The sequence below is a fragment of the Massilia sp. ZL223 genome (assembly GCF_018119395.1).
In the GTDB taxonomy this organism is placed as follows: Bacteria; Pseudomonadota; Gammaproteobacteria; order Burkholderiales; family Burkholderiaceae_D; genus Telluria.
In genome coordinates, this window is record NZ_JAGPWD010000006.1 from 1 (window position 1) to 19,559 (window position 19,559).

Below are 19,559 nucleotides of genomic sequence, written 5' to 3' on the forward strand. Positions count from 1 at the left end.
ACCCGTCCCGCACCCGCCGCCGCGGCCCCCGCGGCGCCGGCCGGACAATGATTCCAGGACCCGACCATGCCCGGTAACCGTCCGCATTACATCCTGCTGCCCGTCAGCCCGCTGTTCATCGCCTTCAGCCTGGTGTGCGCCTTCATGCTCAACCTGCTGCCCTGGGGCCGCTGGGTGGGCGCGCCCGACTTCGTCGCGCTGGTGCTCGTGTTCTGGGGTATCCACCAGCCGCGCAAGGTCGGCATCGGCGTCGCCTTCGTCATGGGCCTGCTGATGGACGTGCACGACGCCAGCCTGCTGGGCGAGAACGCGCTGGCTTACACGCTGCTGTCCTACCTGGCGATCATGATCCACCGCCGCGTGCTGTGGTTCCACCTGATGACCCAGGCCATGCACGTGTTCCCGCTGCTGCTGCTGGCGCAGGCGATCCAGGCCTTCGTGCACTTCACCGTCTCGGGCCGCTTCCCCGGCCTGCTGACCTTCGTCGAAAGCCTGGTGGCCGTGGCCCTGTGGCCGGTGATCACCTGGCTGCTGCTGGCGCCCCAGCGCCGCGCGGTCGACCGCGACCATACCCGCCCGATCTGATATTGGTAGTAGCCCAGCATGACCGAATTCAAGGATAACGACCGCGAGATCCACAAGTTCCGCCTGCGCCTGACGGTGCTGGTGGGACTGGTGTTCGTCTGCTTCGGCCTGCTGGTGGCGCGCTTCGTCTGGCTGCAGGTGCTGCACCACGACCAGTACGCCGCCCAGGCCGAGGACAACCGCATCGCGCTGGTGCCGATCGTGCCCAACCGCGGCCTGATCGTGGACCGCAACGGCGTGGTCCTGGCGCGCAACTATTCCGCCTATACCCTCGAGATCAATCCGTCCAAGCTGCACGCCAGCCTGGATTCCGTCATCGACGAGCTGGCCAAGCTGGTGTCCATCGAGCCGCGCGACCGGCGCCGCTTCAAGCGCCTGCTGGAAGAGTCGCGCAGCTTCGCGAGCGTGCCGATCCGCACCCGCCTGACCGACGACGAGGTGGCGCGCTTCACCGCGCAGCGCTTCCGCTTCCCCGGCGTGGAAGTGCAGGCGCGCCTGTTCCGCCAGTACCCGCTGGGCGAGACCGCCTCGCACGTGATCGGCTACATCGGCCGCATCAACCAGCGCGAAGCCGACGCCCTCGAGGAGACCGAAGACGCCGCCAATTACAACGGCACCGAGCATATCGGCAAGGAAGGCGTGGAAAAGCGCTACGAGCGCCACCTGCACGGCCAGACCGGCTACGAGGAAGTGGAGCGCTCGGCCGGCGGCCGCGCCATCCGCACCCTGCGCCGCACCGCCCCGGTGGCGGGCAGCAACCTGATCCTCTCGCTCGACATCGAGCTGCAGAAGGTGATCGAGGAAGCCTTCGGCGAGCAGCGCGGCGCCCTGGTCGCGATCGAGCCGAGCACCGGCGACGTGCTGGCCTATGTCTCGCGCCCGGGCTTCGACCCCAACCTGTTCGTGGACGGCATCGACAGCCAGAACTGGAACGAGCTGAATACCTCGCTCGACCGCCCGCTGATGAACCGTCCGCTGTCCGGCACCTATCCGCCGGGATCGACCTTCAAGCCCTTCATGTCGCTGGCCGCGCTGGAGCTGGGGCACCGCCGTCCGTCGGACGGGATCCGCGATCCGGGCTTCTTCGTGCTGGGCGGCCACCGCTTCAACGACGACAAGCCGGGCGGCCACGGCTACGTCGACATGTACAAGTCGGTGGTGGAGTCCTGCGACACCTATTACTACCAGCTCGGCAACGAGATGGGCATCGACAAGATCTCGGGCTTCATGCGCCAGTTCGGCTTCGGCGAACCGACCGGGATCGACCTCGAACACGAGAAGACCGGCGTGCTGCCATCCAAGGAATGGAAGGCGCAGCGCTTCAAGCGCAACCGCGCGGCCCAGAAGTGGGTGGGCGGCGATACCATCTCGGTGTCGATCGGGCAGGGCTTCAACAACTACACCATGCTGCAGCTGGCGCACGCGGTGGCCAACCTGGCCAACGATGGCGTGGTCATGAAGCCGCACCTGGTCAAGATGATCGAGGACGGCGCCACCCGCCAGCGCACCCTGACCGTGCCGAAGGAGACCCGCCGCATTCCGCTCAAGCAGGAAAACATCGACTTCATCAAGCACACGATGGTCGGGGTGACGCAGGAATCCTACGGCACCGGCTACCGCGCCTTCGCCAACGCCGGCTACATCTCGGCGGGCAAGACCGGCACCGCGCAGGTGATCGGCCTGAAAGGCCAGAAGTACAACGCCCACGCGATCGACGAGCGCCACCGCGACAATGCGCTGTACGTCGCCTTCGCGCCGGCCGACAAGCCGCGCATCGCGCTGGCCCTGGTGGTCGAGAACGCCGGCTTCGGCGCGGCCTCGGCGGCGCCGATCGCGCGCAAGGCGCTCGACTATTATCTGCTGGGCAAGCGCCCACCGCCGCCGAAGCCGAAAGACGTGCCGGCCGCCGGCGCCGCCACCGTGAAGCGTGCGACCACTCCGGCTGCTGTTCCCGCGGCGGCCACGGTCCAGACCGCGGCAGCGCCCGCCACCACCAGAAAGGAATAAGCCATGGCGCACATTCCAGAACGACGCTCGCTGCGGCGCCGCCTGCGTCCGTATTTCACCGTCTTCGACGGCCCGCTGACCCTGATTCTGTTCGTGCTGATGACGATCAGCATGATCACCATGACCTCGGCCGGCGCCGACTTCCCGGACCGCGTCGAGCACCAGATCCGCAACTTCCTGCTGTCCTTCGCCATCATGTGGGTGGCGGCGAATATTCCGCCCCAGACCCTGATGCGTCTCGCCGTGCCGATCTACACCTTCGGGGTGGCCCTGCTGATTGCGGTGGCCATGTTCGGCATCATCAAGAAGGGCGCGCGCCGCTGGCTGCACGTCGGGGTCGACATCCAGCCTTCCGAGATCCTCAAGATCGCGATGCCGCTGATGCTGGCCTGGTACTTCCAGACCAAGGCCACGGTCGGCAACTGGAAGTCCTTCGCCATCGCGGCCGTCCTGCTCCTGATCCCGGTGACCCTGATCGCCAAGCAGCCCGACCTCGGCACCGCGCTGCTGGTGGCGGCCTCGGGCCTGTACGTGATCTTCCTGGCCGGGCTGTCCTGGAAGGCGATCATCGCGCTGGCCGTGATGGGCGCGGCCAGCCTGCCGATCGGCTGGTCGATGATGCACGACTACCAGCGCGAGCGGGTGATGACCCTGATCGATCCGACCTCCGACCCGCTGGGCAAGGGCTTCCACATCATCCAGTCGATCATCGCGATCGGCTCGGGCGGCGTGAGCGGGAAGGGCTACATGAAGGGCACCCAGGGCTACCTCGAATTCGTGCCGGAACGGACCACCGACTTCGTGTTTTCCGTGTATTCGGAGGAATTCGGCCTGGTCGGCAACCTGGTGCTGCTGTTCGTCTACCTGCTCCTGATCGGGCGCGGGCTGATGATCGCGGCCAATGCGCCGAACCAGTTCTCGCGCCTGCTGGCGGGCGCGATCACGATGATCTTCTTCACCTACGCCTTCGTGAACATGGGCATGGTGGCCGGCATTCTGCCGGTCGTCGGCGTGCCCTTGCCCTTCATGAGCTACGGCGGCACGGCCTTCATCACGCTCGGCCTGGGCGCGGGCATATTGATGAGTATTCAAAGACATCGTAAACTCGTGCAGACGTAATAGATGGAGGACGACCAATGGCCGTTCGAAGGAATTTTTCGGCGGTCGTTGCACTTGCCATCCTGGGCGCCGGCTGCAGCACCCCGGCGAACAACACGGCGGCGGACTACCTCAGGCTGATCCCGCTGCCCTGGCTGCACAAGCCCGCGGCCAAACATGGCGCGGCGCCCGAGCTGCCGGCGGCCGGGTCCGGCCTTGCCGGCTACTACAAGGACGAGGCTCCGGGAGAGAATCCTCCCGACGTGGTCAAGTACGAGCCCTACGCCAAGTGGGGCAACCGCCCGTATTCGGTGTTCGGCCAGACCTACACCCCGATCCTGCACGAGGATCCCTTCGTCCAGCGCGGCATGGCCAGCTGGTACGCCAACCGCTTCCACGGCCAGAAGACCACGTCGGGCGAGCCCTACGACATGTACAAGATGACGGCGGCGCATCCGACCCTGCCGATTCCGTCCTATGTGCGCGTGACCAGCGTCGACAGCGGCAAATCCGTGATCGTGCGCATCAACGACCGCGGCCCCTTCCACAGCAGCCGCATCATCGACTTGTCCTATACGGCCGCGCTCAAGCTGGACCTGCTGGCCAAGGGCAGCCACAAGGTCGAGATCGAGCGCCTGTTCCCGAGCGATCCCGAGCGCATCGCCAGCACGCGCCGCGCCGCGGCCTCGCTGGCGCAATCGGCCCCGCCGGAGATCGCGGCCGTGATGCTAGAAGAGAAGGTACAGTCGGATAGCGCCGCAGTTGCGCAGCTCGTCTCGTCACCTGCAAAAACCTTCTACTTGCAGTTCGGATCCTACAGTCTTAGTAATACGGCTGAAGCTATCAAGAAGAAGCTACATCGCGCCGACACCAATTTCAAGACTCTGGAAGTTGTTCAAGTTGGTTTCACGCATCGGATTTTTGGAGGACCTTTCAAGGATAAAGCGGGAGCGCAACGGGCGGCCCGTGCAATTTTTAAATCGTTACGTCTGCGGGCGCTGGTCGTTAGACGTTGATATTTCTGCACGTCGAAAATCCAAGTGCCGACTAGAAAGTGCGTGCATCAAGTATATTGAAATAACATAATCCAAAAATATAAATTCATGTCCAACAAAATACGGCAGGCGGAGATTCCGGTTCTAATTCAAGCTCTAGTTTGTGGCGTAGCCCTTTCTGAGGCATGGTACGTTGGGCAATCAATAGGGAAGAAACTGGAGCAGTATATCGCGAAAACTGTTGCGGCCGAACTGATCCTCGCATTAGGTCTTCTTGTGGTTGTGGTGGGGGTAACATATTTTTTCTTTCGATCAGGGTATAGAAATCTGATTAAATATTTGCGGAGTTGGCGGGTCGATATATTCGCTCTTCTGTTGCTTGGTAGCGCAATTTCAGTCTCCGCTGACGGATTGGGTACGAAAAAATACGTTGAGTGGATAGGGAAGATTGGTGATGCTCAGTTGCTGCTCATCGTACTTTTTCCTATAGTGCTCGCTGTATCTCAAATCTTGCGAATTATTTTCGCTCGGCAACCACAAATTGCGTCCCCATTTTTCGTCAGCGACAAGGAAATTGAGAATGCTGAAGAAGATCTCTTTGCCTCAAGTCAGCATGCTGAGCGTTTCGCAGAGCGCGTACTGAACGGCGGAGCCTCTGACAGCCTTGTTTTCGGAATTGATGCGCCATGGGGTATCGGAAAGTCTAGCTTCATCAACTTTTGCTGTAACTACTGGGCGACGAAAGCGCAATTTAACGTAATCGTTCATAGATTTGAGCCATTGCGCTACGAACAGACTGCTGATCTCGCCGGAAAATTCGTTGAAGATTTAATATGTACCGTTGAGAAATCAGTTTTCTCTCCTTCTATTCGCCCTTTGTTTTCGAAGTACTCGCGATTGGTAAAAGGCTCCAGTGACTTTACGTTGTTTGGACTTAAATTCGAACCTAGTCCTTCTACTATTGAGGATGCTCTAGAGAATTTGGAGCAGGTCCTGGCGAGCATGAACATTCGAATAATCGTCGTGGTCGATGATCTAGATCGCGTCGGTTGGAGTTCGATCAAAAATATTCTATTTGCAGTAAAACGCAGCTTTATGCTTCCCAATATGTCTTATGTTTTATGTTATGACACCGAGAACATAAAAAATGACAATGGTAATGAAATTATCTCGGATGTTAGACAGTTCCTTGAAAAGTTCGTTAATGTAAAGGTAAGTCTTTACCTTGACTCGCAAGCGCTGGCGAAATACGTTTCGTCGAATTTCTCTATCGCTTTAAAAAATAATTTGGCGATGGATCCGCAGACGTTAGACGCCGTTAAACAAGCCCTCAATGCCCTTGTCGATATTTATGAGTCTTCTGATTTCTACTGGTATAAAGATATCTTGGGTGATGTTAGAAAGATAAAGCGCCTAATTAATACTCTGTTACTGCTTGAGATTGACAAGGCTGATCTCGAAAACAGCGATTTCGATAAAAATGATTTAATTCATTTACTTCTGCTATATGTCGGATATCCAGCAGTTTTTAGGGATATATATACTGCCGAGACAAACGATCGAGCAGAGTTCTTCTCGCTTAAACGAAAATTTGAGAATGATCGGTTCAAGTACTCCAATTCCGATAACTACAAAACTTACGTGAAAGATTTGCCAGATGTGCCAAAATTCATTCTTGGGAAGGTTTTCTGTGAAAGTGTTGTTGGAGAGGAAGGGGCTTCGGAAGAGTTGATGCTTCGGTCGCGTGCATGTTTCAATTCATCAGAGAACAGAAACTTGGAACGCTACTTAAAGTTAATCGTAAATTTATCGAGACCAGATGGGCGAGAGAGTTATAGATTTTATTTGAATCAAAAAGACGCTTTGCATGCTGGCTTCTCGCTTGAAGAAATTTTTACCAAAAGCCATTTTTCCTTCGAGGATAAGGGGCTCGCGCGCGCCGAGCTTTGGCGAATAATCGCTAATACTGCATCTGAATTTAATGCGCCTCTTGCGGGGGAAATTGTTGACTATTTGGTGGAAAATATTCCAAATTACTCTGCTGTTGAAGGTAGAGACGTATTTGGAAACATGCGCAATAAATTGATTTATGCGCTCTTGAAGATTCTCGACCAAAGCCGCTGGGAAGACAGCGATGTGCTAGGCGAAAACGCGCCTACTCGTAATCCAATCGCCGATTGGATCTTTGGAGAAGGCGAGCGATTTGGACAAGGAATTTTGGAGAGGCTCGCAGAGGTCGAGAGAGGAGCATTGGGCATTTACGATGTTATGCTGTTCCGACTATATTGCAGTGCCGATCGAGGAGGCACCCTTTTCACGCTGCAAAATGCACTCTCTCGACACGCGGGCCCAAACGCGCCTACCCAAGGTGCTACTACGATCATAGCTTTAGCAGGCATGCGTGAAGTATCGCAAAAAGTTTTTTCAATCTTTAAGCGCGACTATATATCTGAAAACAGGAATTTTTTTGCAGAGGTGGATCAGTTGTCCGTATCGCTCTTTTTGGGGGCTGGATATGCTGCAGTTCGCGATCGCTCTAAGCAAGAAATTCTAGAGTCGGAATTAATTGATGCAATCGCTGCCGAGCGAAGCCGTGTCAAGAGTTTTGTAATTTATCAGCTTTCTAATTCAAGGATCGATAGCGGCGTAGGTTGCGGCGTTTATAATGAAGTCGGGGAAGAGAATAGTGGGGGCATTGCCAAAGTGATGAATGATTATCTCTTTGAATTATGCTTTAATCCTTCAATTTCACTTAAAAATTACGAATATTTCTTAGACTATCTGTTAATGAATTTCGACCATCAATTTGGGTTTAGAGGTAGCAAATACGCGTTCAGCATTGAGCAAGTTTCAAAAGTGCTTGATAAAGAGCGGCTGAGTCTGTATTGGCTTGAACATCGTAACGAGATCCGTCACTTGAAGTTCTCCGAGAGAAATAAGATTGTAAGGACAGCCGGGTATTCGGCAAATTATGAGGAGGATTTGGAGCCTATTTATGCGATTTTAGATTCGATGACTGAGGAAGGGATGAAAGGAAAGCAGTGATTTAGGGCTTTGGAAGTCTAGGTATGCTCGATATCGAACATATTGGCTGCTTTAGGTCATCAAGCGAAAATGCGGGTAAGATACACGCATTTTGATATTGATAAACTGCATAAAGACGAGTTACGATAATTTGGCTTGTTCAATTAAAATTTTTCATGCCTATACTAGCTTCGTTCCAAGGATCAGAATGCCGTTACCCTTTTCTAGGGGGCTAGCGGCATTTGACCTTTGAAGCACATCTCGACCTTTACTTCAGAAAAAGAAGATGCAATTTTTGCAATGTCGTCGCGAGTTGTTTCGTCTATGTTCTTGAACTGGTAAACGGCACGAGTCCCTTGCGGGCCGCGCGGCAGGATGCGCACGCCGCGCACGCCCTGGCGGCCCAGGGCGGCTGCCTGGGTCTGGGCTGCGGCCTCGGTCTTGAACACGCCCAGCGAGATCGCATACTTCATCGGCGACTCGCCCTGCATCACGAAGAAGTTGTCGACGCCGCGTTCCTTGAGTTCGGCGCTGCGCTTGTCGGCGCCTTCCTTGCCGCCGGCCGGCGGCAGGTAGACCATGTAGCTGCTCACTTCCTGGAAAGGGACGCTGATGCGCGACTGGCGCTCGCCCAGGTCAAGGCGTGCGACGCGGGATTCGAAACGGCGCAGCTCGCCCGCGGCGAAGGGGCCCGCCTGCACGCAGGCCAGCAGCGCTGCCGCCGGCGCCGGCGCGGGGGACGCGGGTTCGGCCGGCGCTTCTTGCGCCGGCTTGGCGCTCTCGGCCAGCGTCTTCGCCTCGGTCTCGCTCAGCAGGGCGATGCGCTCGGTGGCCAGCTGGTTCTTCAGGCGCGCGGGTTCGCGCTCGCTGCCGGCGGGCGTGCCGAGGTAGCCGCGGCCATAGGCGAACAGCACGGCGTTCAGCGCCAGCAAAGCCCAGAAGACGAATTTCAGCACAGGTCCCTTTCCCTTGTTCAAGCGCCGGCGGCCGCCGCGTGCAGGCCGACCAGCACGATATTATCGACCATCCGGTGCCCGATCTTGAGGGCAGGCCCGATATACGGCGCCGCGCCGCCGGACAGGATGCAGCTCGAGGCGCCATGGCCCGCCACGGCGCGCTCGATGGCCCCGGCCTGGGCCGACAGGCAGCCGGTAACGATGGCGTCGTCGGTATTGTCGCCGAACAGGGGCGGCGGCGCCGATGTTATCCCACCAGCGGGCGCCACCTGGGGCAGCTGGGCGGTATTGCGCGCCAGCGCGGCCGCCATCAGGGCCAGGCCAGGCAGGATCATCCCGCCCAGGAAGCGCCCGTCGGCCGTGATCGCATCGACCGTGGTGGCGGTGCCGCAAGTGGCGACAATCAGGTTCTCGCCGGGCGCCAGCGCGCGCGCGCCGATGGCGGCGGCGAAGCGGTCGCAGCCCAGGCGTTCCGGTTCGCGGTAGCCGTTGTGCAGGCCGGCGCGCTGCAGGGTAGAGGCGAACCACTCGACAGGCAGCCCATGGGGAAGGGCGGCGGCGATGCGTTCGCGCGCATCCAGTCCGGCCACGTTCGATACCAGCGCCTGCGTGGCGCCGAGCGCCTTCCACTGGGCCGCCAGGCGTTCCATTTCGGTATGCGGGGCCACGCCCTCGGCCTGCCATTGGCCGAGCGCCGTGCCGCCGCGCGCCAGTGCCCACTTGATGCGGGTATTGCCGGCGTCGATCAGCAGCAGGGCGCTCATGCCTTCACCCGCAGCGACACATCGCCCGCTAGCACGGGAACGCGGCCCTCCGGCGTGTCGAGCAGCAGCCTGCCGCTGTCGTCCACACCGGCCGCCAGGCCTTCCTGCACCACCTTGCCGGCGTCGAGCAGGACCACGGTTTCGCCTTGCCAGGCATGGCGCAGGTTCCAGCGCGCGCTGAACGCGCCGAAGCCGCGTACGGCGAATTCGCGCAGGGCGGCGGCCAGGCCGTCGAGCAGGGCCGCCATCAGCGCGTCGCGCTCCATGCGCGCCAACCAGGGCACGCCGGCCGCGCTGCGCCCCAGGCGCGCTTCCATCTCGTCCGGCATCAGGAGGTTCAGGCCGATGCCGGTGACGGCCCAGATTCCGCCTCCGGGTGCGCTTTGCGTCTCGACCAGGATGCCGGCCAGCTTGTCGCCGTCCTTGAGCACGTCGTTCGGCCACTTCAGCTGGACCTGCACGCCGAGGCCGGCCAGGGTCTCGGCCAGGGCCACGCCGATCGCGAGCGGCAGGCCGATCAGGGTCTGCGGCCCGCCCTCGAAGCGCCAGGCCAGCGAGAAGGTCACCGAGCCTTCCGGCGACGACAGCCAGCTGCGTCCCGCGCGGCCGCGCCCGGCGGTCTGGTTCTCGGCCACCAGCAGCAGCGGTCCGGCGAGGCTGGCGGCGCGCGCCAGCAGGTCGGCATTGGTCGAGCCGGTTTCGTGGACGACTTCGACGGTCACGCCCGACCGGGAGAGGGCGGCGATGTGGGCGGCGTTCATGCTTCCTCCTTGCGTTGTTTGGTGGGCGCGCGCGAGAACACGGCATCGAACACGGCATTGGGCAGCAGGCGCAGCAGCTTGGCCACGAGGCCCATCTGCCAGGGCAGCACGCGGTAGCTGTCGCCGCGCGCGATGGCGGCCGCGGCCTGCGTGGCGAAGCGTTCGGCGCTCATCAGGAAAGGCATGGGAAAACGGTTGTTGCGGGTCATGGGAGTATCGATATTGCCGGGCGCGATGGTGACGACCCTGATGTTCGAGCCGCGCAGCTCCAGGCGCAGCGATTCGCAGTAAGTGCGCACGGCCGCCTTCGAAGCGCAGTAGGCGCCGGCTCCGCGCAGCCCGCGCACGCCCGCCACGCTGCCGATGCCGACCAGGCGGCAGGGGCCGGACTGGGTCTTCATGGGCGCAATGAAGGGCGCGAAGGTGGCCGCCATGGCGTTGACGTTGGTGGCGAAGATGGCAGCGAACACCGGCAGGTCCTGTGGAAGCTCGGTGAGCGTGCCGTGTGAGATGCCCGCGTTGGCGACGACGATGTCGGCACCGCCATGGGCTTCGATGAAATCGGCCGCGGCCTGCGCGAGCGCCGCGTGGTCGCACACGTCGAGCGCATAGACGCGGTGACGCCCGGGGTTGGGAAGGGAAGCCGCCAGTTCGGCGAGCAGCGCGCGCCGCCGCGCCACCAGGCCGAGGACCGCGCCGCGCGCCGCATACTCGCGCGCCAGGGCGGCGCCGATGCCGCTCGAGGCGCCGGTGATGAAGACCCGGTCCGCGTGGCCCGGCCGTCCGGTCATTTCTTGCCGGCTTTCGCTTTCGCGACCAGCTGGTCCAGCACCTGCAGGGTGCCCTGGAGCAGCTGGGTTTCGGACGGATTCCCTTCCGCGCCTTCGGCCACCATGCCCGGCGAGGTCAGGAAGCGGCCGTCGACGGCCAGCATCGGCCAGTGGGTCACGCCGTAGTCCTGCATCAGGGTGGAAGCGCGGCGCAGCTTGGCCTGCACGCCGAAGGAGCGGTAGGCGTCGATGAAGCGGGCGCGGTCGATGCCGGCGCGCGCCGCCCAGTCGAACACCTGCTCGTCGCTGGCCAGGCGCAGGCGCTCGACATGCATCGCGGCGAAGCCCCTGGCGTGGTACTGCTCGACCAGGCCGAGCGATTCGAGCGTGTAGAACATGCGCTGCTGCGGCAGGACGCTGGCGTCGCGCGGCACGTGCACGCGCTTGAACACGACGGCGTCGCCCTGCTTGCGCACCCAGTCCGCCAGCAGCGGCTCGAAGGCGTAGCAATGCGGGCAGTAATAGGCGAAGAACTCGATCACTTCCACCTTGCGCGGACCGGCGTCGGTCGGCTGCGGCGAAGGAAGCGTCTTGTACTCGACGCCGTCCTTCGGCGCGCTCGCGGAAGCGTGGGCCGGCAGGGCTGCGAGGCCGGACAGGCCCAGCAGGGCGGCGGTGCAGAACAGGCGGCGCAGTGCTCGCATGGCAGTCCTTATTTCTGGTTGCGGACGATGGCGACGTCGATGCCGCTGTCGAGCAGCTTGGCGCGCGCCTTGTTGACGGCTTCGACCTGGGTGTACGGACCCACGCGCACGCGGTGCAGCACGCCGCCGTCCGTGGTGCGGTCGGTGATGTTGGCCTCGAAGCCGAGCAGGGCCAGCTTGGCGCGGGTGTTCTCGGCGTCGGACATCTCGCGGAAGGCGCCGGCCTGCAGGTAGTAGATATAGCCGTCGGCGCCCGCGGCTGGCGCCGGCGCCGCGGACGGCGCCGGTGCGGCCGTGTTGGCCGGCGCCGGGGGCGCGGCCGGACGCTGCTGCATGCCGGCGATCGCGGCACCGAGCGGATCGGCCTCGGCCGCCGGTGCGGCAGGAGCGGCAGGATTAGCGGTCGGCGCCTGGGCGGCCGGCTTGGCGCGCTCGTTCAGCTCGCGGTTCGCTTCGCGCGCGGCGTCGCGGTTGCCGTACAGCGGCTTGTTCGGATCGGTCGCCTTGCTCGGATCGAGGTCGGCCGGGCGGCCGGCCTTGTTGGAGCGGTCGGTGAACGGAGAGGCGCCCTTGGTGATCATGAGGGCGACCGCCACCGCGATCCCGAGGCCGATGATCAGGCCGATGATGATGCCGGTCAGGGTGCTGCCGCGCTGGCGCAGCGCAGAAAAAGGTCGGGTGACGGTCATGTCGCTTTCTGTGTGATGACGGTGTGTCTTACATTTTCTCGGGCGCCGAAACGCCGATCAGGGCCAGGCCGTTGCGCAGCACCTGGCGGATGGCGGCGGCCAGGGCCAGGCGGGCGAGCTTGAGCTGCTCGTTATCGTCGAGCAGCCACTTGTGCGCGAAGTAGTAGCTGTGCAGCTCGCCGGCCAGTTCGCGCAGGTAGAACGCGACCTGGTGCGGGCCCAGCTCGACCAGCGCGCGCTGCAGCATTTCGGGATAGGAGGCCAGCTTGGCCAGCAGCTGCGATTCGTGCGATTCAGTCAGCGGCGCCAGGTCGGCATTGGCCAGCGAGGCGACGTCGCCGCCCCAGTTGGCCAGCGCCGAGCAGATGCGCGCGTGGGCGTACTGCACGTAGTAGACCGGATTCTCGTCGCTCTTCGCGAGCGCGACGTCAACGTCGAACACGAACTCGGTGTCGGCCTTGCGCGAGATCAGGAAGAAGCGCACGGCGTCGCGGCCGCGGGTGATGTCGCCGTTGCCCGACCATTCGATCAGGTCGCGCACGGTCACGTAGGAGCCGGCGCGCTTGGAGATCTTGACCTCTTCGCCGTTCTTCATGACGGTGACCATCTTGTGCAGCACGTAGTCGGGGTAGCCCTGCGGGATGCCGATGCCTACCGCCTGCAGGCCGGCGCGCACGCGCGCGATGGTGCCGTGGTGGTCGCTGCCCTGGACGTTGATGGCCTGGTCGAAACCGCGGCGGAACTTCTGGATGTGGTAGGCCACGTCCGGCACGAAATAGGTATAGGTGCCGTCGGACTTGCGCATCACGCGGTCCTTGTCGTCGCCGTATTCGGTGGTCTTGAGCCAGAGCGCGCCTTCCTGCTCGTAGGTCTTGCCGGCGTCGACCAGGGCCTGGACGGCCGCTTCCACCTTGCCGTCCGCGTACAGCGAGGACTCCAGGTAGTAGTTGTCGAACTTGACGCCGAAGGCCTGCAGGTCCATGTCCTGCTCGTTGCGCAGGTAGGTCACGGCGAATCGGCGGATCGATTCGATATCGTCGACGTCGCCGCTGGCGGTGGCCGGCAGGCCGTCGCTGGCCGAGACGGTCTTCCTGGCCAGGTAGTCGGCCGCGATGTCGGCGATGTAGTCGCCGTTGTAGGCCGATTCGGGCCATTCGGCGTCGCCCGGCTTGAAGCCGCGTGCGCGCGCCTGCACCGAGGTGGCCAGGGTGGCGATCTGCACGCCGGCGTCGTTGTAGTAGAACTCGCGGGTCACCTGGTGGCCCTGCGATGCGAACAGCGAGGACAGGGCGTCGCCCAGCGCCGCCTGGCGGCCGTGGCCCACGTGCAGCGGGCCGGTCGGGTTGGCCGAGACGAATTCGATGATCACATGGTGGCCGTCGCCTGAAGCGCCGCGCCCGAACGCATCGCCCTGCTCGAGGATGGTGCGCACCACCGACTGCTTGGCCCCGGCCGCCACACGCAGGTTGATGAAGCCGGGGCCGGCCACGTCGGCCGATTCCACCAGGCCCTGGGCGGCCGGATCGGCCAGCAGGGCGGCGACCAGGCGCGTGGCCAGCTCGCGCGGGTTGGTCTTGAGCGGCTTGGCCAGCTGCATCGCGATGTTGCAGGCGATGTCGCCGTGGGACGGGTCGCGCGGGCGTTCCAGGACGACGTTCGGGGTCAGGTCGCTGCCGGCGACGATCGGCGCGAGGGCGGCCTGGAACAGGGCAACGATCTGTTGTTTTTGTTGGGCGAGCATGGGGAAGTGGTCGAAATAATAATGAAAATTCGAAGAAAAGCGGATGCCTGATTTACAGGCAATAAGGGTCCATTATACTGGTTTGGCGCGGCGCCAACACGTGGCCGCGTCCGGCTTCCCGCACTGCGATGTCCATATTGTTAAGGTTCGCCAAAGTCGCAGCCGTTACAATGGAGGCCATTTTTTTGATCACCGAACCGCCATGACCGACAAGCGCCCGACGCTCACCCTGAAACCCAAGGCCAAGGCCTCCACGACCCGCTCGTCCGCGGCCAGGCCCGGCCCTGCGCGCGCAGGCGGCCAGGAGCGCTTCGCGAAGGGCGGGCCGCGCCAGGAACGCACTCAGGCCCAGGCCCGGCCGCAGCCCCAGCTGCGCCAGAGTCATGAAGCGAAGGTGGCGCCCCAGCGCGACTACCGTCCCGAGCTGAAGCCCGACTCGCTGGCCCTGGCCCTGCTGGGCGCGGCCAACGCCGTGGCGCGGGTGCGCGCCGGCGCCGCGCTGCCCCAGGCCCTGAGCGGGGTATTCGCGGCCTACGACGCGGCGCCCCAGGCGCGCGGCGCGATCCAGGACATCGCCTACCGCACCATGCGCCAGCTGGGACGCACCGAGGTCCTGCTCGGCCTGATGACTACCAAGGCGCCGGAACCGGCGATGCTGGGCGGCCTGCTGCAGGCCGCGCTGACCCTGCTCGACCCGCCCGAGGGCAGGCCCGCGCCCTACGAGGCCTTCACCGTGGTCGACCAGGCCGTGACCGCCGCCGCCGCCCATCCCGATTTCGCCCACGCCAAGGCCATGGTCAACGCCGTGCTGCGCCGTTTCCTGCGCGAGCGTGCGCAGCTGGTGCAGGAAGCGCTGCGCCAGCCGCTGGCGCGCTGGAACTACCCGCAGTGGTGGATCGACGCCACCCGCACTGCCTATCCGCAGGACTGGGAGCGCATCCTCGACGAGGGCAACGAGCATCCGCCGCTGACCCTGCGCGTGAACCGCAGGAAGGCCGACAGCGCCAGCTACCTGCGCACGCTGGAGCAGGCGGGGATCGCCGCCAGGCAGATCGGCCCGGACGCGGTGCGCCTGGACCAGGCCATCAACGTCAGCCAGATCCCGGGCTTCCACGAAGGCGTGGTCTCGGTCCAGGACGCCGGCGCCCAGCTGGCCGCGCCCCTGCTCGACCTGCAGGACGGCATGCGCGTGCTGGACGCCTGTGCGGCGCCGGGCGGCAAGAGCGGCCACATCCTGGAGACGGCCGAGGTCGACCTGACCTCGGTGGACGCCGACCCGGCGCGCCTGGCGCGCGTGGGCGACAACCTGGGCCGCCTTGGCTTGCAGGCGAAGCTGATCGCGGCCGAAGCCCAGGACCAGGGCTGGTGGGACGGCCGTGCTTTTGACCGCATCCTGGCCGACGTGCCGTGCACGGCTTCCGGTATCGTGCGGCGCCACCCGGACATCCGCTGGCTGCGCCGGAAGTCGGACACGCTCCAACTTGCAACACTTTCTTCCAAAATACTCGACAACCTTTGGCAGATGTTGCTGCCCAATGGTAAATTGTTGTTCGTGACATGTTCGCTCTGGCCCCAGGAATCGGAGGCGCAGGCCGCCGCTTTCGCGGTGCGCCACAACGCCATCCGCCTCGACGCGCCGGGCCAACTGCTGCCAGCCAGCGGTGCCGGGGAGGATCATGACGGTTTGTTCTACGCCCTGTTCCAGAAGAGAGCGCAATAAGCATATTGCTGCGCTCCCCGAACGATACGCTCAATTTTTAAGGCTCCGGCTCACTTGTGACGTTACGATTTTTACGCCTCCTCGCTTGCCAGCTGCTGCTGGTCTTCGCGTGCGCGACGGCGCAGGCGGCCGACGGGATCGAGATCACCAAGGCCGCCATCGAAGCCAGCGAAGACGGCTATCGTCTCGACACGGCCTATGCATTCGACCTGAACCACGGACTCAAGGACGCCATCCAGCATGGCGTGCAGCTGCATTTCACCACCGAGGTCGAGCTGACCCGGCCGCGCTGGTGGTGGCGTGACGAAAAGGCCGTCTCCGAGCGGCGCACCATCCGCATCTCCTACGATGTCCTGACGCGCCAGTACTATGTGCACGTGGTCGGCAGCCAGCAGATGGGCGGCTTCCAGCAAAGCTTCCAGACCCTGGACGAAGCCATGTTCCTGATCCGCCGGCCGAACCGCTGGCTGATCGCGCCGCGCGGCGCGCTCAAGCGCGGCGAGGTGTACAACGTGTCCCTGCGCATGTTCATGGACCGCGAGTACCTGCAGAAGCCGCTGCAGGTCAACGCCTTCAACGATTCCGACTGGCGCCTCGCCTCGAACAAGAAGACCTTCACCTACCGTGCGGAGTAAATCGGTCAATCAGGCGCTGCGCTACGCGCTGGTCGTCGGCGGCGCCGTCGTCTCCATCCTGCTGTTCCTGCTCGCTTCGGCGTCGGACAACTCGGGCTTCTTCGACCGCTACTATGGCTGGCTGCTCGGGCTGAACGCCGGCATGGCCTTCCTGCTGCTGGTCCTCGTGATCGTGGCGCTGGCCCGTCTTTACTCGCGCTACAAGGCCGGCAAGTTCGGCTCGCGCCTGATGGCGCGCCTGGTCTTGCTGTTCGCGGGCATCGGCATCCTGCCGGGCCTGGTCATCTTCATGGTCTCGGTGCAGTTCGTCTCGCACTCGATCGAATCCTGGTTCGACGTCAAGATCGAGGCGGCCCTGGAATCCGGCCTGAACCTGGGCCACGCCGCCCTCGACGAAGCCCTGGTGGAACTGGGCGCCACCGGCCAGACCGCGGCCGCGGCGCTGGCGGGGCAGAACGACACCATGGCCCAGACCGTTCTGAGCCGCCTGCTGGCCGAGACCAGCGGCCTGCAGAGCGCCATGCTGATCGACGCCAACGGCGCCATCGTGTCGATCGCGGCCGAGGACCGCCGTCCGGACCTGGCGGCCGATGCGCCGAATGCGCAGATGCTCAAGGCCGCCGCGATTCCCGGCGGGTATGCGCGGGCCGAGGGCGGCATCGACCGCGACTTCCGCGAACAGACCGAGCAGAACGCACTGGATGCCGTCACCGGCCTGCGCCTGAGGGTGGTGCTGGCGGTGCCGGAGCCGCCCGGGGTGGCGCCGCGCTACCTGCAATTGCTGCAGTCAGTGCCGGTCAACCTGGCTTCCAACGCCGAGGTGCTGAGCACCGCCTATACCGAATACCGGCAACGCTTCGCGGCCCGCACCGGGCTGCGCAAGATGTACATCGAGACCCTGACCCTGACCCTGCTGCTGGCGATCTTCGGCGCCATCGGCAGCGCCTTCCTGATCGCCGGCAACCTGGCCCAGCCGCTGCTGGTGCTGGCCGAGGGCACCCAGGCGGTGGCCGAGGGCGACCTGTCGCCGCGTCCGATCGTCGAGACCAACGACGAACTCGGCACCCTGACCCAGTCCTTCAACGCCATGACCGGCCAGCTGTTCGAGGCGCGCAGCGCCGTCGAGCGCAACCGCGCCGCGCTGCAAAGCGCCAAGGCCCACCTGGAGTCGGTGCTGGCCAACATGTCGGCGGGCGTGATCGTGCTCGATGCCGACGGCACCGTGGTCAATTCCAACGACGCGGCCTACCGCATCCTGCAGGTGGAACCGGGCGCGATGGCCGGTCCGCTGAACCGCATCGCCGGCCTGGAACATTTTTCGAACTGCATCACGCGCGCCTTCTCGGCGCAGAACGCGCACACGGCCGCGGGCAGCGGACGCAAGCGCGCCCACTGGCAGCAGCAGATCGAGATCCCGCGCCGTCCGGGCGGCGACGAGCACGACCACGACATCACCCTGCTGGCGCGCGGTTCGCGCCTGCCGGTGGGGGCGGGCAGCGGCTTCATCGTGGTGTTCGACGATATCTCGGACGTGATCTCGGCCCAGCGCTCGGTGGCCTGGGGCGAGGTGGCGCGGCGCCTGGCCCACGAGATCAAGAACCCGCTGACGCCGATCCAGCTGGCGGCCGAGCGCATGCAGATGAAACTCGAGGACAGCCTGCCGCCGCCGCAGGCCGAGCTGCTGCGCCGGGGCACCAATACCATCGTCAACCAGGTCGACGCGATGAAGCGGATGGTAGACGATTTCCGCGATTACGCGCGCACGCCGCCGGCGGTGCTGCAGCCGCTCGACCTGAACGACCTGATCGACGAGATCCTGCGCCTTTACCTGGCCGAGGACGGTTCGGACATCATCCATGCCGCGCTGGCGCCCGACTTGCCGCGCGTGATGGGCGACCCGACCCAGCTGCGCCAGGTGGTCCACAACCTGATCCAGAACGCCCAGGACGCCCTGTGCGACCGCGGCGCCTGCGAGCCGCCGGCGCGGGTCGACGTGACCACCGAAGCCATCCATTACGAAGGCGCGGACGGCTCGGCCGGCACCGCGGTGCGCCTGGCGATCGTCGACAACGGCCCCGGTTTCTCGCCGCGCATCCTGGCGCACGCCTTCGAACCCTACGTCACCACCAAGGTCCGCGGCACGGGATTGGGGCTGCCGATGGTCAAGAAAATTGTGGATGAGCACGGTGGCCGGATCGACGTCGCGAACCGGACGGACGGATCTGGCGCGGCCATATTCATTTTGCTGCTAAAGTTGGCCCCTGAGGCCGGTGTGGAGACGAACTTGGCCGAAGTGTAAAAGACGCATAGAATCACGCTGTGACGGGTAGGAGTTCTAAGAAATAGATCAGGGAAGGCACAAAGATGGCGAACATACTCGTAGTCGATGATGAAATGGGCATCCGCGAACTCCTGTCGGAGATTCTTGGCGACGAAGGCCATGCCATCACCCTGGCCGAGAATGCGCAGCAGGCGCGCGAAGCACGTGCGGCCGGGGCCCCCGACCTGGTGCTGCTGGACATCTGGATGCCGGATACCGATGGCGTGACCCTGCTCAAGGAATGGCAGCGCGACGGCTTGCTGACCATGCCGGTCATCATGATGTCGGGCCATGCCACCATCGACACGGCCGTCGAAGCGACCCGCATCGGCGCCCTGAACTTCCTCGAAAAACCGATCGCCCTGCAAAAACTGCTGAAGGCCGTGCAGCAGGGCCTGTCGCGCGCCCAGGAAGTGGCGCGCGCGCCGCTGGTGCCGCCGCGTCCGATCGCGCCGAGTGTGCCGAGCATGCAGAGCGCCGCCGCCGAGCCGGTGTCCGCAGCGCCGATGTTCGCTCCGCCGCCGCCGCCCAACGGTGCGCGCGTGGTGCATGCGATCTCGCACGGCGAAGGCACGGGCTACACCCTGTCCTTCGACCTGCCGCTGCGCGAAGCGCGCGACGCCTTCGAGCGCATGTATTTCGAACACCACCTGGGCCGCGAAGGCGGCAGCATGACGCGCGTGGCCGAAAAAACCGGCCTGGAGCGCACCCACCTGTACCGCAAGCTCAAGCAGCTGGGCGTCGAGCCGGGCAAGCTGGCCAAGAAAGGGCAGTGAAGGGCAGTGTCGTC

General features: G+C 63.6%; 16 protein-coding genes. 9 read left to right on the plus strand and 7 right to left on the minus strand.

Going from position 1 to position 19,559, the window contains the following annotated elements; all coding sequences use genetic code 11:
* Window positions 1-66 precede the first annotated feature (66 nt).
* From mreD to KBW95_RS06200, 5 genes are all read left to right on the plus strand, one after another.
* Entirely contained in the window at window positions 67-585 is a 519-nt protein-coding gene (mreD, locus tag KBW95_RS06180; RefSeq protein WP_211526385.1) for a rod shape-determining protein MreD, read from the plus strand.
* Window positions 586-603: 18 nt separating this feature from the next.
* Complete coding sequence (gene mrdA / locus KBW95_RS06185) at window positions 604-2,592, plus strand: penicillin-binding protein 2 (RefSeq protein WP_211526384.1); 1,989 nt, start codon at window positions 604-606, stop codon at window positions 2,590-2,592.
* Between the two features lie 3 nt (window positions 2,593-2,595).
* A complete protein-coding gene (rodA, locus tag KBW95_RS06190) occupies window positions 2,596-3,711 on the plus strand; it encodes a rod shape-determining protein RodA (protein ID WP_211526383.1) in 1,116 nt (371 codons plus the stop codon).
* A gap of 17 nt (window positions 3,712-3,728) precedes the next feature.
* Window positions 3,729-4,706 carry a septal ring lytic transglycosylase RlpA family protein gene (locus KBW95_RS06195; protein ID WP_211527726.1) on the plus strand — a complete coding sequence of 326 codons (978 nt, stop codon included), beginning with the start codon at window positions 3,729-3,731 and terminating at the stop codon, window positions 4,704-4,706.
* Window positions 4,707-4,793: 87 nt separating this feature from the next.
* Window positions 4,794-7,730 (plus strand): P-loop NTPase fold protein, encoded by a 2,937-nt coding sequence (locus tag KBW95_RS06200; protein WP_211527727.1) that lies wholly within the window; start codon window positions 4,794-4,796, stop codon window positions 7,728-7,730.
* Window positions 7,731-7,933: 203 nt separating this feature from the next.
* Here KBW95_RS06200 and KBW95_RS06205 read toward each other — a convergent pair whose 3' ends face one another.
* From KBW95_RS06205 to argS, 7 genes are read right to left on the minus strand one after another with little or no spacing between them, the layout of a single operon-like run.
* Complete coding sequence (locus KBW95_RS06205) at window positions 7,934-8,665, minus strand: SPOR domain-containing protein (RefSeq protein WP_373888761.1); 732 nt, start codon at window positions 8,663-8,665, stop codon at window positions 7,934-7,936.
* Window positions 8,666-8,682: 17 nt separating this feature from the next.
* A complete protein-coding gene (locus KBW95_RS06210; RefSeq protein WP_211527728.1) occupies window positions 8,683-9,429 on the minus strand; it encodes a type III pantothenate kinase in 747 nt (248 codons plus the stop codon).
* Window positions 9,426-10,190: a biotin--[acetyl-CoA-carboxylase] ligase gene (locus tag KBW95_RS06215; RefSeq protein ID WP_211527729.1), complete on the minus strand. Its 765-nt coding sequence runs from the start codon at window positions 10,188-10,190 to the stop codon at window positions 9,426-9,428. The genes KBW95_RS06210 and KBW95_RS06215 overlap by 4 nt, the downstream gene beginning before the upstream one ends.
* On the minus strand, window positions 10,187-10,981 hold the full coding sequence (locus KBW95_RS06220; RefSeq protein WP_211527730.1) for an SDR family oxidoreductase: 795 nt from the start codon (window positions 10,979-10,981) through the stop codon (window positions 10,187-10,189). Before KBW95_RS06220 ends, KBW95_RS06215 begins: the two co-directional genes overlap by 4 nt.
* Entirely contained in the window at window positions 10,978-11,664 is a 687-nt protein-coding gene (locus tag KBW95_RS06225) for a thiol:disulfide interchange protein DsbA/DsbL (protein ID WP_211527731.1), read from the minus strand. Before KBW95_RS06225 ends, KBW95_RS06220 begins: the two co-directional genes overlap by 4 nt.
* Before the next feature lie 8 nt (window positions 11,665-11,672).
* Window positions 11,673-12,353, minus strand: a complete 681-nt coding sequence (locus KBW95_RS06230) for an SPOR domain-containing protein (protein WP_211527732.1) — start codon at window positions 12,351-12,353, stop codon at window positions 11,673-11,675.
* A gap of 28 nt (window positions 12,354-12,381) precedes the next feature.
* Window positions 12,382-14,094 (minus strand): arginine--tRNA ligase, encoded by a 1,713-nt coding sequence (gene argS / locus KBW95_RS06235; protein ID WP_211527733.1) that lies wholly within the window; start codon window positions 14,092-14,094, stop codon window positions 12,382-12,384.
* A 202-nt stretch (window positions 14,095-14,296) separates the two neighbouring features.
* Here argS and rsmB point away from each other — a divergent pair, with 202 nt between their 5' ends.
* The 4 genes from rsmB to KBW95_RS06255 all read left to right on the plus strand — a co-directional run bounded on the left by rsmB (window position 14,297) and on the right by KBW95_RS06255 (window position 19,545).
* Entirely contained in the window at window positions 14,297-15,814 is a 1,518-nt protein-coding gene (gene rsmB / locus KBW95_RS06240; protein WP_211527734.1) for a 16S rRNA (cytosine(967)-C(5))-methyltransferase RsmB, read from the plus strand.
* 56 nt (window positions 15,815-15,870) lie between these two features.
* On the plus strand, window positions 15,871-16,449 hold the full coding sequence (locus KBW95_RS06245; protein WP_211525533.1) for a DUF4390 domain-containing protein: 579 nt from the start codon (window positions 15,871-15,873) through the stop codon (window positions 16,447-16,449).
* Window positions 16,439-18,748 carry an ATP-binding protein gene (locus tag KBW95_RS06250; RefSeq protein WP_211525534.1) on the plus strand — a complete coding sequence of 770 codons (2,310 nt, stop codon included), beginning with the start codon at window positions 16,439-16,441 and terminating at the stop codon, window positions 18,746-18,748. Before KBW95_RS06245 ends, KBW95_RS06250 begins: the two co-directional genes overlap by 11 nt.
* Before the next feature lie 65 nt (window positions 18,749-18,813).
* Window positions 18,814-19,545 (plus strand): response regulator, encoded by a 732-nt coding sequence (locus tag KBW95_RS06255; RefSeq protein WP_211527735.1) that lies wholly within the window; start codon window positions 18,814-18,816, stop codon window positions 19,543-19,545.
* Window positions 19,546-19,559: the final 14 nt, after the last annotated feature.

Coding starts and splice junctions, on each gene's coding strand:
- KBW95_RS06225 (WP_211527731.1), bottom strand. CDS start 11,664: ATGCGAGCACTGCGCCGCCTGTTCTGCACCGCCGCCCTGCTGGGCCTG.
- argS (WP_211527733.1), bottom strand. CDS start 14,094: ATGCTCGCCCAACAAAAACAACAGATCGTTGCCCTGTTCCAGGCCGCC.
- KBW95_RS06255 (WP_211527735.1), top strand. CDS start 18,814: ATGGCGAACATACTCGTAGTCGATGATGAAATGGGCATCCGCGAACTC.
- KBW95_RS06200 (WP_211527727.1), top strand. CDS start 4,794: ATGTCCAACAAAATACGGCAGGCGGAGATTCCGGTTCTAATTCAAGCT.
- KBW95_RS06215 (WP_211527729.1), bottom strand. CDS start 10,190: ATGAACGCCGCCCACATCGCCGCCCTCTCCCGGTCGGGCGTGACCGTC.
- KBW95_RS06210 (WP_211527728.1), bottom strand. CDS start 9,429: ATGAGCGCCCTGCTGCTGATCGACGCCGGCAATACCCGCATCAAGTGG.
- rsmB (WP_211527734.1), top strand. CDS start 14,297: ATGACCGACAAGCGCCCGACGCTCACCCTGAAACCCAAGGCCAAGGCC.
- KBW95_RS06230 (WP_211527732.1), bottom strand. CDS start 12,353: ATGACCGTCACCCGACCTTTTTCTGCGCTGCGCCAGCGCGGCAGCACC.
- rodA (WP_211526383.1), top strand. CDS start 2,596: ATGGCGCACATTCCAGAACGACGCTCGCTGCGGCGCCGCCTGCGTCCG.
- mreD (WP_211526385.1), top strand. CDS start 67: ATGCCCGGTAACCGTCCGCATTACATCCTGCTGCCCGTCAGCCCGCTG.
- KBW95_RS06195 (WP_211527726.1), top strand. CDS start 3,729: ATGGCCGTTCGAAGGAATTTTTCGGCGGTCGTTGCACTTGCCATCCTG.
- mrdA (WP_211526384.1), top strand. CDS start 604: ATGACCGAATTCAAGGATAACGACCGCGAGATCCACAAGTTCCGCCTG.
- KBW95_RS06220 (WP_211527730.1), bottom strand. CDS start 10,981: ATGACCGGACGGCCGGGCCACGCGGACCGGGTCTTCATCACCGGCGCC.